This is a genomic window from Pedobacter cryoconitis (assembly GCF_001590605.1).
Classification (GTDB): Bacteria; Bacteroidota; Bacteroidia; order Sphingobacteriales; family Sphingobacteriaceae; genus Pedobacter; species Pedobacter cryoconitis_A.
In genome coordinates, this window is sequence record NZ_CP014504.1 from 4,666,347 (window position 1) to 4,682,045 (window position 15,699).

General features: G+C 38.9%; 15 protein-coding genes. 2 read left to right on the forward strand and 13 right to left on the reverse strand.

The features are described from left to right. Together AY601_RS19530 and AY601_RS19535 are read right to left on the reverse strand one after the other, a co-directional pair. Positions 1-843: an isoaspartyl peptidase/L-asparaginase gene (locus tag AY601_RS19530; RefSeq protein ID WP_068404229.1), complete on the reverse strand. Its 843-nt coding sequence runs from the start codon at positions 841-843 to the stop codon at positions 1-3. 5 nt (positions 844-848) lie between these two features. After that, positions 849-1,724, reverse strand: a complete 876-nt coding sequence (locus AY601_RS19535) for a cyanophycinase (protein ID WP_068404231.1) — start codon at positions 1,722-1,724, stop codon at positions 849-851. A 637-nt stretch (positions 1,725-2,361) separates the two neighbouring features. Here AY601_RS19535 and cphA point away from each other — a divergent pair. After that, entirely contained in the window at positions 2,362-4,977 is a 2,616-nt protein-coding gene (gene cphA, locus AY601_RS19545) for a cyanophycin synthetase (protein ID WP_068404235.1), read from the forward strand. Between the two features lie 76 nt (positions 4,978-5,053). Here cphA and AY601_RS19550 read toward each other — a convergent pair whose 3' ends face one another. From AY601_RS19550 to fumC, 6 genes are read right to left on the reverse strand one after another with little or no spacing between them, the layout of a single operon-like run. Continuing rightward, a complete protein-coding gene (locus tag AY601_RS19550; RefSeq protein ID WP_068404237.1) occupies positions 5,054-5,512 on the reverse strand; it encodes a PA2169 family four-helix-bundle protein in 459 nt (152 codons plus the stop codon). A gap of 51 nt (positions 5,513-5,563) precedes the next feature. Next, the gene (locus AY601_RS19555; RefSeq protein WP_068404239.1) at positions 5,564-6,124 is read right to left on the reverse strand and encodes a DUF1543 domain-containing protein; all 561 of its coding nucleotides are present in this window, start codon (positions 6,122-6,124) and stop codon (positions 5,564-5,566) included. Continuing rightward, the gene (locus tag AY601_RS19560; protein WP_068404241.1) at positions 6,084-6,569 is read right to left on the reverse strand and encodes a low molecular weight protein-tyrosine-phosphatase; all 486 of its coding nucleotides are present in this window, start codon (positions 6,567-6,569) and stop codon (positions 6,084-6,086) included. Before AY601_RS19560 ends, AY601_RS19555 begins: the two co-directional genes overlap by 41 nt. Before the next feature lie 4 nt (positions 6,570-6,573). After that, positions 6,574-7,374, reverse strand: coding sequence for a S1/P1 nuclease (locus AY601_RS19565; protein ID WP_068404243.1), 801 nt, complete (start codon positions 7,372-7,374; stop codon positions 6,574-6,576). A gap of 9 nt (positions 7,375-7,383) precedes the next feature. Continuing rightward, entirely contained in the window at positions 7,384-7,842 is a 459-nt protein-coding gene (locus AY601_RS19570; protein ID WP_232324637.1) for a fumarate hydratase, read from the reverse strand. A gap of 40 nt (positions 7,843-7,882) precedes the next feature. After that, a complete protein-coding gene (fumC, locus tag AY601_RS19575) occupies positions 7,883-9,280 on the reverse strand; it encodes a class II fumarate hydratase (protein WP_068404247.1) in 1,398 nt (465 codons plus the stop codon). Positions 9,281-9,417: 137 nt separating this feature from the next. Here fumC and AY601_RS19580 point away from each other — a divergent pair, with 137 nt between their 5' ends. Beyond that, entirely contained in the window at positions 9,418-10,626 is a 1,209-nt protein-coding gene (locus tag AY601_RS19580) for a serine hydrolase domain-containing protein (protein ID WP_068404249.1), read from the forward strand. Positions 10,627-10,638: 12 nt separating this feature from the next. On the opposite strand, the gene recG is transcribed toward AY601_RS19580, so the two are convergent. From recG to AY601_RS19600, 5 genes are read right to left on the reverse strand one after another with little or no spacing between them, the layout of a single operon-like run. Beyond that, positions 10,639-12,744 carry an ATP-dependent DNA helicase RecG gene (gene recG / locus AY601_RS19585; RefSeq protein ID WP_068404251.1) on the reverse strand — a complete coding sequence of 702 codons (2,106 nt, stop codon included), beginning with the start codon at positions 12,742-12,744 and terminating at the stop codon, positions 10,639-10,641. A gap of 11 nt (positions 12,745-12,755) precedes the next feature. Beyond that, positions 12,756-13,670 (reverse strand): EamA family transporter, encoded by a 915-nt coding sequence (locus tag AY601_RS19590; protein WP_068407741.1) that lies wholly within the window; start codon positions 13,668-13,670, stop codon positions 12,756-12,758. 1 nt (position 13,671) lies between these two features. Then, positions 13,672-14,052, reverse strand: coding sequence for a RidA family protein (locus AY601_RS19595; protein ID WP_068404253.1), 381 nt, complete (start codon positions 14,050-14,052; stop codon positions 13,672-13,674). Between the two features lie 3 nt (positions 14,053-14,055). Beyond that, positions 14,056-14,214, reverse strand: a complete 159-nt coding sequence (locus AY601_RS26275) for a DUF6728 family protein (RefSeq protein ID WP_311676427.1) — start codon at positions 14,212-14,214, stop codon at positions 14,056-14,058. Between the two features lie 52 nt (positions 14,215-14,266). Then, on the reverse strand, positions 14,267-15,613 hold the full coding sequence (locus AY601_RS19600) for an OmpA family protein (RefSeq protein ID WP_068404255.1): 1,347 nt from the start codon (positions 15,611-15,613) through the stop codon (positions 14,267-14,269). Positions 15,614-15,699 lie beyond the last annotated feature (86 nt).

The window sequence follows — 15,699 nt, forward strand, 5'->3', positions numbered from 1 at the left end:
TTAGTTAAACACCTGTAAACTAACATCAAAAGAAGCCCAAACCATATAGGGATGTGAATCAGTATGGTAGACTTCGCCAGCAGCTGTAATACCAATTACGCCTGCAAAGCCATTTATAGCTTTTAATTCACGAAAAGATTTATCGCAAGCATCTTTTAAGCTAAAGCCGTCAGTAACCCTGGTCACAATCCTGGCTGATAGTGCTACGCTCACAATATCTTCTCCTACTCCGGTACAGGAAATCCCGGCATATTCATTTGCATAGTTCCCGGCTACAGTTGCCGAATCACTGACCCTGCAGGGAATTTCAAAGCCTTTCCCTCCGGTAGAGGTGGCCGCTGCAAGATGACCAGCAGCATCAAGCGCTACACATCCCACTGTTCCTTTATTATTCTGCTGATTAAGTTTCAGCTCGAATTCAGCTAAGCGCTGAGGTATAACAGGATCAAAATAAGGGAATTTATTATTTCTCGCAAAATCTATGGCGCCTTCTCCGCTTAATACGCTGTCCTCATAATTTAAGAGTAGTGAAGCAATCCTGATAGGATTTTGAACATCCTGAATATTAATTACTCCTGCAAATTTCTGTGTTTTTCCATCCATGATAGAAGCGCTCAGCCTGACTTTACCATCACTTTGAATCTGTGAGCCTAAACCTGCATTAAAAAGAATATTATCTTCAAGCAGATTAACTGCATAAGCTACAGTTTCTAATGCAGTATGGGATTGCAGATAGGTATAAGAAAGTGAAGCAATTTCAGATAATGCGTCTTGCTTCGCTTTTTTAGTTTCCTGATTAGTGGAAGATTCACTAAAAAAACCGCCGTGGATAATTAACTTCATACGAATTAGGGTGTAGGTACAACTTTTGGATGATGAATAGTTAACTGGTGCGCTGTAAGATCATAAATATCCCCGTCGCACATTACGTGTACTACCATATTTTTGATGGAAACAGGTTGTCCCATTTCTACATCTGTCAGGTTAGTATCCGACATACTTCTTCCGTCAACAAGAATAACCATTCCTGAACCGATTGCTTCCATGGTATTGCCATTGGAGATATACAAGCCTGTATCTTCTCCAAGCCCAATTCCAAGTATGCCAGGACTGCTTGCTGTTGCATAAAGTAAACGTCCGATTCTACCGCGTTGTACGAAATGGGTATCAACGATCACTCCGTCAATAAAACCCAGTCCAGCAGTAATTTTGACTTCTCCTTTTAACAGGGCATCTTTACTATTACCCTGGTAGATCATATTTTTAGAACTTGCCGCAGCACCTGCTGAGGTACCTGCAATTACAACTTCTTCATTCGCATATTTGTCAAGCAAGATTTCATGTATGGCTGTTCCTCCAAAAATAGAAGATAAACGGAGCTGATCTCCACCAGTAAACACCAGTACATCAGCTGCTTTAACCCGCTCACAATTCAAAAGATCATTCGCTTGCTCTCTGTTTACAATATTAAGTACGCCAACATCATGTACATCAAGCTGTGCGAAAGCCTTAATATATTCTTCTCCAACTTTTTCTGGAACCAGCGATGCGGTAGTAATAATTTCGAAACGGGACGAAGTGTCTTTAACAGATTCAGTAGTAATACGTTTTAGAATACCACGCTCAAAGAAATTCATATTCTGAGGTAGTCCGAATTGTGTTTCAGTAAAACTTCCGGTATTTATTGCACCACCAATAATTATCAATTTACCTTTTGGAGCCATTTTATTTGTTTTCTTAGCCTAAAATCTCAAATATATATTCATTAGTTTAAATATTACCATATTTAATCAATAATCTGTGTGCAAACAACAAATATTCCTTTATTATTCAATTCTTTGATTAAATTTATGCACGTTTATATTTTAAGTGTTTTTAAGCGGATAACTTCGGCTATTATAAAAAAACATTCATATATTGATTAACCGTTTAATAGCGTTTTTAACAAAAAACAACTACGGAATTATCAATACACAGCCCTTATTGGAACTTAAGTTGAATAATCCTGAAGTCAGGACAGTCCTCGGGGACAAAAGGTTTACTGTTAAAGAAACATGATTAGAAAAACAAATGAAGGATGAAACTGGTTGTTTCATTGGGTTAAACCTGCCAGGGCTCTTCAGCACGGCAAGCTTCATCACCTTTAAAAAACAATAAATAACATATATGAAACCTGTCAGGGCCCTTCAGCCGGGCAAGCTTCATCACCTTTAAAAAATAATAGATAACATATGAAACCTGCCAGGGCCCTTCAGCCGGGCAAGCTTCATCACCTTTAAAAAACAATAGATAACATATGAAACCTGCCAGGGCCATTCAGCCTGGCAAGCTTCATCACCTTTAAAAAACAATAGATAACATATGAAAATACTCGGCATTCAAGTGCTAAGGGGACCAAATATCTGGTCGGTCAACAGGAAAAAACTAATACAGATGAGATTAGATCTGGAGGACATGGAACAACGTCCTACAAATCTGATTGATGGGTTTGGTGATCGTCTGGAAAAAATGATGCCAAGCTTATTTACGCACAGGTGCTCGAAAGGTGAACCCGGAGGCTTCTTCGCCCGTATAAAAGAAGGAACATGGATGGGTCATGTTATTGAACATATTGCGCTGGAAATCCAGACCCTTGCTGGTATGGATACTGGTTTTGGAAGGACAAGACAAACCAAAACAGAAGGCATCTATAATGTAGTATTCAGTTATCTGGAAGAAAAAGCAGGTATTTACGCTGCAGAAGCCAGTGTTAAAATTGCTGAGGCACTGATCGGCAACCTGGATTATGACCTTGAATTTGATATCCACCGGTTAAGGGAACTGAGACAAATGGAACGTCTTGGCCCAAGTACCGGATCTATTGTAGATGAAGCTATAGCAAGGGATATTCCATGGATAAGATTGAACAAAAGCTCTTTAATCCAGTTAGGCTATGGTAAAAACCAGGTGCGCTTCAGAGCGACCATGACTGAAAAAACAAACAGTATCGCTGTAGATATTGCCGGAGATAAAGACGAAACCAAAAGAATTTTAAAGGATTCTGCTATACCTGTTGCCAATGGAGTCACTATCTCTGATATCAGTGAACTGGATGATGCCATTGAAAGAATTGGCTTCCCCCTTGTATTTAAACCATTGGATGGAAATCACGGTAAAGGTGCTTCCATTAACGTTAAAACACCGGAAGCTGCTAAACTTGCCTTTGAACATGCAAAACAGTATTCCAGAAGAATAATCATTGAAAGCTTTATCACAGGCTACGATTTCAGAATTCTGGTTATCGACAATAAAATGGTTGCCGCAGCTTTACGCGTGCCAGCCCACGTTACCGGAAATGGAACCGCTACTGTTCAGCAATTAATTGATAAAGAAAACGAAGATCCACGACGCGGTTACGGACATGAAAATGTGTTAACAGAAATACTTGTAGACCGCGACACACTTGACTTGTTATCTAAAAAGAATTATACACTGGAAACTGTTGTACCAAATGGCGAGCTTGTTTATTTAAAGTCAACAGCGAACCTGAGTACAGGTGGAACATCTATTGATGTAACTGATCTTGTTCACCCGCAAAACATTTTTATCAGTGAGCGGATATCCCGTATTATCGGTTTAGATATCTGCGGAATTGATGTCATGGCACAAAACCTGACGCAACCACTTACAGAAAATGGTGGTGTAATTCTTGAAGTTAACGCTGCACCTGGATTTCGTATGCACCTTGCTCCAAGTGAAGGTTTACCAAGAAACGTTGCTGCACCAGTGATTGATATGTTATATCCTCCTGGTAAAGCCAATAGAATTCCAATTATCGCGGTAACTGGTACTAATGGGAAAACAACGACTACAAGGCTGATTGCACATATTGTGAAAAGCAATGGAACAAGAGTTGGTTTTACAACCTCGGATGGTATTTACGTTCAGAATACGATGCTGATGAAAGGTGATACAACCGGACCAGTGAGTGCAGAATTTATACTGAGAGATCCTACTGTTGAGTTTGCTGTATTAGAAACTGCCAGAGGAGGTATTCTGAGAGCCGGACTTGGATTTAAACGCTGTGACATCGGGGTAGTAACCAATATACAGGAAGATCATCTTGGAATTGCAGATATCCATAGCTTAAAGGATCTGACCAGAGTAAAGGCAGTTGTTATTGGAGCGGTGAAAAGAGACGGATGGGCAGTTTTGAATGCAGATAATAAATACTGCGTTAAAATAGCTGAAACGGCTGATTGTAAAGTGGCATACTTCAGCATGGATGAGAATAATCCTGTTATTGTAGAACATTGCAAAAAAGGTGGTTCCGCAGCAATCTATGAAAACGGTTACATTACGATCAAAAAAGGAGACTGGAAGATCAGGGTAGACAAAGTAACCCATATCCCGCTAACTTTTGGTGGTAGTGTTGATTTTATGATCCAGAACGTTCTGGCAGCAACGCTGTCTACCTTCCTTTGGGGATATAAGATTGAAGATATACGTATGTCTCTGGAGACCTTTATTCCTTCTGCGGCACAAACTCCAGGCAGAATGAACATCTTTAAATTTAAAGAGTTTAAAATCCTGGTAGATTTTGCACACAATGCGAATGGATTTAACGGAATCAAAGACTATCTGAAAACGATTGAGGCAACAGAGCATATCGGTGTAATCTCAGGAACCGGGGACAGACGTGATGAAGACATCAGAGAAACAGCGCGTATTTCTGCACAAATGTTTGATAAGATTATCATTTGTCAGGAAAAATATCTTCGCGGCCGTCAGCAGCAGGATATCATAGATATTTTGATCTCAGGCATCAGAGAAGTTAAACCTGATATGGAAGTCATTATTAATAATGACTCTTCAGACTGCTTGAAGTTCCTGATAGCAACAGCAAAATCAGGTTCTTTCATTACGATTCTAAGTGACACTATTGATAGTGCAATAGAAAAAGTAACAGAATATCTGGATAAGGAATTTGGTATTTAACCAATTCTTATAAACAAAAAATGGCCTGAGCATATGCTCAGGCCATTTTTTGTTTATATACTAAGATGTTTATGTACTAAGATGGAGTCTGATCTCTCAACCCTTTAATTTGATCATGAGATGCACGCAACTCCGATTTTTGCTCAGTAATTAAGCTTCTTGTATCTGCAGAAAGGCCTTCCTCTTCTAAAGCAGATTTATAAGCTCTTTGTGCTGCATCTTCTCCAGCCTCACAGTTATTTAAAATCGTTTTGCGGTCATGACCTGTAAATACTGCTTTAACATCCATCCAGGCGCGATATATTTTACCAGATGTTGTAGTTCCGGTTTCCATTTCAGTACCTGTACCTTGAACTGCTGAAGCTAAAGCCAATTTATTTTTATGACTTTCTGCTACCATTTTCACAAATAAGTCTTTCAGATCACTGTCTTCAGGTGATAATTCCTGAATAGCTTTTTCATAACCAGCAATACGGTCATTATTAATTTGAATCAGGTCGTTCAGTGTTTCTGGGTTTACTTTAGTATTTTCCATGTCTCTAAAAAATTAGTGTCAGGGAAGTAACGTGTACCCTACAGAAAAGTTTTACAAATTTTTCAAAGGAAAGTAACCCAGGTGGATTTCGTCCTGAACAGTTGTTTCACCAGCAGTTATTAAAATCTGATAACGCTCCTTAAGCCCAGGTGATAGCACCTCTTCAATTTCAAAGATATCATCCACGTCAACCCCATATTTATCGTCTATATGAGAAGGTGCTCCTTCAAAACCTGTATGCAGAAAAAATGCAGACTCTTTAGCCTTTTTAATCACTTCTGCTTTATCCGCTCCGACCAGTAACATTCTATAATGCAGCTCGTCAAATTCATCTTTTTTATACCCACCCAGATTAAGGAAAAACAAGGCTTTTGAAGGTTGAGCATGAACTGGCGTTTTCTCAACGATTGATATGTTAAATCCTTCTACTGAAGTGACTTCTCTCCAGGCATCTAAATGTATTTTACCATTCGCTTCAGGCCAGAACTCCAGAATTTGAGGGATAAGCTCTTTTAATGATGCTCCTACTGCAAAAAACACATCATGTTGTTCTGTATTTCTGCCTGCTGGTTTACACCCTACTAATATTTGATATAATTTCAACGGCTCCATTCTTTATTTTTTTAATTCTTTTATCAGTTTTTTTTGCCCTGTCTTCTATCGTTAAAAAAACCGGATCAAATAGCTGATCATCAAAATAAGGGTCAGTAACTTCCTTTTCATCAGTCAAAAACAACCTTACTTTTTGACGATGCTCTTGATTAGCCGCTAATTTCAAGACGTCACGTAAGTTGTTTTTATCCATCACCAGGATATGATCAAATTCATCAAACAGCTCCTGCCCAAAAAGCCGGGCGCGCTGACTTGAAATATCATATCCATAGTTTTTAGCTATGGATATACTCCTTTTATCAGCTGGCTGACCAGTATGCCAGTTTCCTGTGCCGGCAGAAGCGACTTCCCAATCCAGGTTTTCATCGGCAATTAATTTCCTGACAATCCCTTCAGCAAGCGGAGAACGGCAAATATTACCGAGACAAACCATCAGAATCTTCATCGGCTTAAGAATAAATATCGTTAATGATCTGTGCTAAACGTACACCACCTTTTAACAACTGCTCATTCATCAGGCCGACAAAATCAAAGTTATAACGGTAACTTAATTTATCATCAGCTTTAGTCTTGTCATATATTTTATTGCAAGCCACATAAGACTCATAAACAGTTTCCTTCAATGAATCATGACTCCATTTTGTAAATTGTTCTTTCGAAGGATGATTAATTGCTGTTGCGTATTCAGTATAACTTAATTGTTGTCTGTCAATCAGATCCTCATCCCAAACACGGTGAAGGTTCGAACGCTGTCCAAACCACATTACACTAACCTTATTGCCACCAAGATCTTCTTTTCTTGCGGTATGCATCGGTTGATGTACATCACCTACCATATGTATCAATAAACGCATAGCCATTTGCTGCTGTTCAGCCGTGCTTTGCTTATCCTTAAGAATCTTGATCATCTCTGGAATCTTATTGTAAACATTAGGCTCTTTACTTGTTTCCAGAAAATTAAATACTCCATTCTGATCCAGGTTACCAGGGATATTTACATAATGCCAGCTGGTCAGGTAGTTATATGTTGTATCTGACTTGATGAAATCCGGCCAGTTACTTGCAATTGCCATACTTTCATTTCCTAATACCTGTTTTACAGCTTTACGGGCTTTTGCAGTCAGATAATAGTCGGCAATCTGTCCGACAATCCTATGTCCTGTTTGTCCCCATGCTGCTGCATTCAATGGCAGATAGGCAATCAATGCGACTGCGATACAAACCTTTTTTATATTTACTACTGAAATCATTGTTTTATTTTATAATTCTTGCGGTACACATTTGATTTTTTGTTTCAGGACAAGATTAACATCTCTTTGATCACTCAGGCTTTGTAAAGAAAGGTGAGTGGAATCCTTTGACTTGATCAGAAAACTTTTTCTGTATATTCCAATCGTATAACAACCGGAAACCTTTTGCTTATAATTAGCTTTAGTATAAGTTCCCTCTAAGAACAAACTATCCTTTCTTACCTGGTATACACCTTTTGCATACTCTTTCCAAACGCCATTATTGTAACAGGGATCTTCATAATAGTTGACCTTTGAATGTGTAGTCAGGTCAACATAAAATGAGTCACAGGTAATTTTCACCTGATGCTGCGTATAATTCATCAGTTTAGCTGCATTGGCTATGCTATCCTGACTCCAGACGCCCTGTAAAAAAGCTTCTCCATTACCCTGAACGTTTGGGCGTCTCTCGCAAGCGGGAAACGCCATCAAACAAAATAGAATAATTAGATAATGGTATCTATTCATGTTATTTTAAACTACCTACCATATCTTCTGGTCTTACCCACTCATCAAACTGCTCACTGGTCAATAGACCCAGCTCTACAGCAGCTTCACGAAGTGTTTTATTCTCTTTATGCGCTTTTTTAGCAATTTTAGCCGCGTTCTCATAACCGATATGTGGATTAAGCGCTGTAACCAGCATTAAAGAGTTTTCCAGATGTTTTTTGATCTCTGGTAAATTTGGTAAAATACCTACTGCACAGTTATCATTGAATGATACACAAGCATCACCAATTAATCTTCCCGATTGCAATACATTCGCTGCAATAACAGGTTTGAAGACATTCAGTTCGAAATGACCATTGCTGCCACCAATACCTACAGTTACATCATTACCCATTACTTGTGCACAAACCATAGTTAATGCTTCTGGTTGCGTAGGATTAACTTTTCCCGGCATAATAGAAGATCCTGGCTCATTGTCAGGGATGATGATCTCACCAATACCCGAACGTGGACCTGAGCTTAGCATTCTTATGTCGTTACCAACTTTCATTAAAGCCACCGCAGTACGCTTGTAAGCAGCAGATAATTCTACCATTGCATCATGTGCAGCCAGTGCCTCAAACTTATTTGGTGCTGTTACAAATGGTAAACCTGTAAGTTCCGCAATTTTGCGGGCAACCAGTACATCATATCCATTTGGAGTATTCAATCCTGTTCCTACTGCTGTACCACCTAAAGCCAATTCAGTGATCATCACCAAGGAATTCTTAACTGCCCTGATACTATTTGTGATTTGCTGCGCATAACCTGAAAACTCCTGACCCAACGTTAATGGAGTTGCATCCATAAAGTGAGTTCTTCCTGTTTTCACGATCTGTGCAAACTCAACCGCTTTGGCTTTTAAAGTTTTTTCCAGTTTTTCTAAACCTGGTATAGTGATTTCTACAGCTTGTTTATATGCTGCAATGTGCATAGCTGTAGGATAAGTATCATTTGAAGATTGTGATTTATTGACATCATCATTCGGATGAAGAATTTTCTTCTCATCTTCCAGGCTGCCACCGTTCATTACGTGTGCACGGTTTGCAATCACTTCATTGGAGTTCATGTTGCTCTGGGTTCCGGAACCTGTTTGCCAGATTACCAGAGGGAACTGATCGTCTAAAGTTCCTGCGATTACTTCGTCGCATGCCTTAGCAATCCATTCTGCTTTATCACTTGCAAGCACACCAAGTTCTTGATTGGCCAGCGCCGCAGCTTTTTTGAGATAACCAAAAGCATGGATAATCTCTTTTGGCATTGAAGCCTCAGGACCAATTTTAAAATTATTACGTGAACGTTCAGTTTGTGCTCCCCAATACTTATCAGCAGGGACCTGCACTTCGCCCATGGTGTCGTGTTCGGTTCTAAAATTCATTTCTTTTATTTTTTTTCAAAAATAAGCTTTTATCTCTATAGAAGAATGTAAAGTATATGATAATGTTTAAAACTCTTTTACGTTTAAAGGCTTAATATTGTTTATTTTTCAGCCTTCAAAAAAGACTAATCTAATTCATGACTTACCGTACCTTTTTTCCCGTGGCTTTACTAGCCACTTTTCTCATCAGTGCCTGTTCGCATACTAATAAAAAACATCCGGATCCAAAGATCAGAACCGTAAATGATGATAAAGCGGATAGCCTCCTCATTTCATATGACCCGGCTAAAGGAGACAAATGGATCGCTAATTTTGTAGACAACCTGCATAAGAAATTTGGATTTAACGGAAACATGCTCGTTGCCAAAGACGGTAAAATAATTTACGAAAAAGCTATCGGATGGGCCGATTACCTTCACCGTGACAGTTTAAAGATCAATTCTGAATTTGAACTGGCCTCTATTACCAAAACATTTACGGGAGTTGCTATCATGCAGCTGGTGGAACAGGGTAAACTTAAATTAACAGATAATGTTAAACAATTTTATCCTAACTTTCCTTATGAGGATATCACTGTAAAGCTATTGCTTACCCATCGCAGCGGAATGATGAATTATGTATATTTCAGCGATGGCGTATGGAAAGATAAAAAGAAACCGATGAGTAACGTCGACGTAATGAACCTCATTGCACAATACAAGCCGAACCGTTATGCTAAACCAGATACAAGATTCCATTACAACAACTCCAATTTCATGGTGCTTGGTGCTATTATTGAGAAGGTAACTGGTAAAAAATATTCAGATTATATGATGGAATATGTTTTTAAACCTGCGGGTATGAAACATACACATGTATATTCTACCACTGCTTATTCTAAAATACCTGTTGATGTGGTTGGTCATGACCGTACCTGGAAATACTCGGTAGTACAGAATTTCCTGGATGGGCCTGTAGGTGACAAAGGTATCTACAGTACAATTCATGACCTTGTTTTATATGACAATGCCCTGAAAAAAGGCAGGTTATTAAAACAATCCAGTCTTGACTCAGCCTATACAGGTCATAATAAAGCGATCAATGGCCACTTTAACTATGGTTACGGATGGAGAATGTATGATGGAGAAAATGGCCGTAAAGTAGTTTATCACACTGGCTGGTGGCATGGCTTCCGCCACATTTATGTGCGCGATGTACAAAAGAATATTGTAATTATTTTCCTGGGCAACCTGACTAATGGAAGTCTGATGCATCTTGATGATCTTTACAAACATCTGGGTGTTCCGGTGATCAGAAAAGGTGCCTATACAGGAACCGGCTCTATGCCAGGTAGTGATGAAGATTAAGAAAATCTGATTCTAGGATATTTTATCCAAAGCGATCCCTCTGCTTTTTTTATCGACAAAACGCTTCAGTAAAGCATTTTCCGGTAAAGAAAGCGTAGGGTCTTGCTGAAAAATCTCAATCACAGTATTTCTTGCCTCTTGTAAGATCTGCTGATCTTTCACTAAATCTGCCAGTTTCAGATCCAGCACCCCGCTTTGCATGGTACCAGACAAATCTCCGGGCCCGCGCAACTCCAGGTCAATCTCTGAAATTTCAAACCCATTATTGGTCATCACCATAGTTTCCAAACGCTTTCTGCCTTCTCTGCTTAACTTTTCTCCCGACATCAGGATACAAAAAGACTGCTCTGCACCTCTGCCCACTCTACCACGCAGCTGATGTAACTGCGATAATCCAAACCTTTCCGCATTCTCTATGATCATTACAGAAGCATTAGGAACATTTACACCAACCTCTATAACGGTCGTAGCTACCATGATTTGCGTTTGACCGTCTATAAACCGCTGCATCTCATATTGCTTATCCTTATTAGGCATTTGCCCATGAACAATACTAATCTGAAAATCTGGTAAAGGAAATTGATAACGCATTTGTTCTATACCAGCTTCCAGATGAAGTAAATCCAGCTTTTCACTCTCTTTAATTAGTGGATAAACCACATAAACCTGCCTGCCTTTGGCAATCTCAGTTTTCATGAAGCCAAACATCCTTAGTCGTTGCCCTTCCACCAAATGTTTAGTTTCAATGGGCTTTCTTCCCGCAGGAAGTTCATCAATCATAGAAACATCCAGATCCCCGTATAAGGTCATAGCCAGTGTTCTCGGAATCGGTGTGGCAGTCATCACCAGGATATGAGGGGGTGTACTATTTTTACGCCAAAGCTTGGCTCTCTGCTCCACTCCAAAACGATGCTGTTCATCAATAACTACCAGGCCGAGATTTTTGAAAACTACTTTATCTTCAATCAGCGCATGTGTGCCGACCAGGATATCTATTTCTCCAGCCTCTAATTGTTGATGTAAAAGTATTCTTTGTTTCTTAGTCGTATTACCAGTTAAGATATCGACCTTAATTAGTCTTCCATCCAGTAAAGAGGCGATAGAATGATAATGCTGACGTGCCAGAATTTCGGTTGGAGCCATCATACAAGCCTGATAACCGTTGTCATTGGCCAGCAGCATACTCATTAAAGCCACCACTGTTTTTCCACTTCCTACATCGCCCTGTACCAGTCTGTTCATCTGAATACCGCGTTGTGTGTCCAACCTTATTTCTTTGATCACCCGTTTCTGAGCACCAGTGAGTTCAAAGGGCAGAATATCCTTATAAAAAGTATTCACCCTTTTCCCAACCGTACTAAACAGGTGTCCTTTGAACTTGAGTTCTCTGAATTGTTTATTACTTAATAATTGAAGCTGAATAAAAAATAATTCTTCAAACTTCAATCTGCGCTGTGCATTTTGCAAAGCAATTGTATCTTTTGGAAAGTGGATATTTAATAAGGCTTCCTTGCGGTTAACCATCCGGTATTTATCCAGAATATAAGCAGGGATTGTTTCTCTGATTTCCTGCAGGCACTGTTCAATAACCAAGGCCTGCATCTTCTGGATTCCTTTACTATCCAGCGAAAATTTCTTCAGCTTTTCTGTAGAGTTGTAAACAGGCTGTAAGGTCAGGTTCCCTGTCAAAGTAGCTGGTCTGGGATAACTCTCCATTTCGGGGTGAGAAATGCTGTAAGAACTATTAAAAACAGTCGGCTTGCCAAAAGCGATATAGACTTTGCCACGCATCACATTTTCATCTACCCATTTTAAACTTTGAAACCAAACCAGTTCAATAGTTCCGGTTTCATCTGTCAATCTGGCTACAATTCTTTTTTTATGTTTTTCCCCAATAGTTTCCTTTCCGGTAATGCGTCCTAGAATCTGAACGTAGGGTAAATCAGCATCAAGCTCATTTATTTTATAAAAACGCGTTCTGTCGATATACCGGAACGGATAACAACCCAGCAAGTCGGCATAAGTATATATACCTAATTCTTTCTGTAAAATTTCAGCACGCTTAGGGCCTACTCCTTTCAAAAACTCAATCGTTGTATCTAAATCAGAAGCAAACAAGTTGTTAGTAATTAAATATTAGATATTTTTTTAGCAATAAATATAGTGCTGATCAAATTCCAGTTAAACAAAATTACTGAAAATAATAACAGCGCATAAGCATAAACCTGATGGACATCAATCGCCTCACCAAAATAAAACACGGCAATAGCGAAGGCAATGATAGGATTGATATAAATCAGAATTCCCAGCGTAGAAGAAGGGATACCAATTAGTGCGTAAAGGCTTAAGAACAAGGGGATAATTGTAAATACAATAGCGATAATCAGAATATGTATCCAGAACCAGCTGTGCTGCGGAAACCCATTATACTGGTAAAGGAAAAAAGGGAGCAAAATTATACAGGCTACTAAAAACTGAACAGCCAGTACATTGAGTTTATCAATTCCCTGCATTTTTCTCTGAATGACCAGGTAGCCAGCATAAAATACGGCAATCACGACCGACCATATTACATCTCTGAATGAGCCAGTAGCTAAAAACACGACACTAATCAGTGCAACTACTAACGAAATAAGTTTTAAGGTCGATAATTGCTCTTTAAGGATTATAAAGCCACCAAAAGCTGTCAATAATGGACATACCATATAAGCGAATGCCGCAGAAGTAAGACTGACATTGTTGACAGCATAGATAAAAGTATACCAATTGAGCGTCAGGAATACCGTTGCACAAAGGATTTGCCACAAATAAGTAATCCGCTGCTTTTTAGTTACAGCTTTTACATAAGCAATATCCACAGTCAGTTGCTTTCTCCTGAAAAGGAGGATTACTGTCCAGATCAAAATCAGGGAGGTAAATATACGATAGTACAAAATCTCGTCAGACGGGAAGCCTTTAATATTTCTTAAAGGAATAGCAAAGCATCCCCAAATTACAAAGGGGATGAATCCTGCCAGCAGGTAACGCACATTCGACCCCGCCAATTTATCCTTTATAAGCAATTACTGAGATTTCCACATTCACCCCTTTAGGCAATCCTTTTACAGCTACAGTTTCACGTGCAGGAAAGTCAGACTCAAAGTAAGATCCATAGACTTCATTTACCTCTGCAAATAAGTCCATATCCGACAAAAATATGGTTGATTTAAGGATATGAGTAAATTCAAAACCCGCTTCCAGCAATACTGCATTCAGGTTACGCATTACTTGTTCAGTTTCATCTTTAATAGAAGACTGTGTAAGTTCTCCTGTTGCAGGGTTAATTGGGATTTGTCCGGATACGTATAGAAATCCATTAGCTAATACAGCCTGGCTATAAGGGCCTATCGGAGCTGGTGCATTCGAGGTATTGATAATTGTCTTCATTATTTATATCCAGTGTAAAAGTTTCAGGGTAATTCCAATGATAAAAATTGAGATAGCAAGCGCATTAATGACATGCATGATTTTGATGTCAATACTAGTTGGCCTGTTCGGGTCTTTTTTTCTAAAAAAGTACATAACACAAATGTATAAAATCCAGCGCATAAAAAAAGGGCTCTGATAAATCAGAACCCTTTTCTATGTTGTTTAAGAAATACTAGTTTCTTGAAGTTTCAACACGACGGTTTTGGATACGACCTTCTTCAGTATCGTTAGAAGCGATTGGATTTGCTTCACCTAAACCTTTTGTAGCAACTTTGCTAGCACTAACTCCAGAGTTTACTAAGTAAGTTTTTACTGAGTTTGCTCTGTCTTTAGATAATTTCAAGTTGTAAGCAGCAGTACCTTCGCTAGAAGCATAACCTTTTACTAAGGCTTTACCATTGCTTTCTTTCAATACAGAAGATAATTTATCTAAAGTAGGGTAAGATTCAGTTTTTAAAACTGAAGAGTTGAATTCAAATTGAATAGTTTCGAAACCAGTTGCGTTAGAAGCATTAACTACTGTAGCTGCTGCTGCAACAGGAAGTGGACATCCTGAACCATCAACTGCAGTACCAGCAGGAGTTCCTGGGCATTTGTCGAATTGATCAGAAACACCGTCTCCATCGCTATCTTTTTTCAAATCTTCAACAGATTTTTCAACGTTAGAAACACGAGTTTTAAGTGCTTCAACTTCTTGACGTAATGAAGGGTCTTTTAACTCATCATACATAATTGCAAGAGGGTTAACCCAGTCAAGGTTTGGTTTAGCTTTAGAACCTAATGAGAATTCTAATCCAGCATAACCGTATGAGAATTTATCTTTAGTTGTTCCTTTAGCGTAAACTCCGTCAAAGTTATCACCGTCAATGAAGTGCATTGTGTAACCTAAGTTAAACGCAACACGGTCAGAAACTTTGAATTTCACACCAGCACCAACTGGGATGTAAGCTTCTTTAACGTATTTTTTATCGCGGCTATCACCAGCTTTGTCTTTCCAGTCAGTAACTGCACCACCTACTGAAGTTACTTTAGGAGCATAAGCAACTAAACCGTAACCAACAGTAACGAAGAAGTTAACTGAGTTTTCGCGACGTAAGAAATCTACAGTAGCAACATTAACAACACCTCTAATGTCAGCTGCGTAACCGATTTGAGTTTCAAATCCGGTAACACCACTTGCTTGACCACCTGGTAAGTCTTTGTTTGTACCAGAAACTTTTCCGCGGAAAATGTTACCTTCTAAACCGAAAGCATGACCTAATTGTTTTTTCAATGAAACACCGTAACCTAAGTTAACATCTGCATTTTTGAAGTCATTTGATCCACCAATCGCAACGAATGGAGATAAAACACCAGCATTAACACCAATTGACCAAGTTCTGTACTGGCCTCTTCCACCAAATACTTTGGCTGAAGATGAAGTGGAAGTAGAATCAGTTTGAGCTGAAGCAAGAGTAGTAACACCCATTACAGCAACAAAAGAAACTGCTAAACCCTTCTTTAAAGTAGAGTAATTCATAATTTTTCTTTTTTAAGGTTAAACAAATTTAAAAATGTATAATTTTTTTGTGTAGCAAAATTAAACAAATTTTTAATTCTCACAAG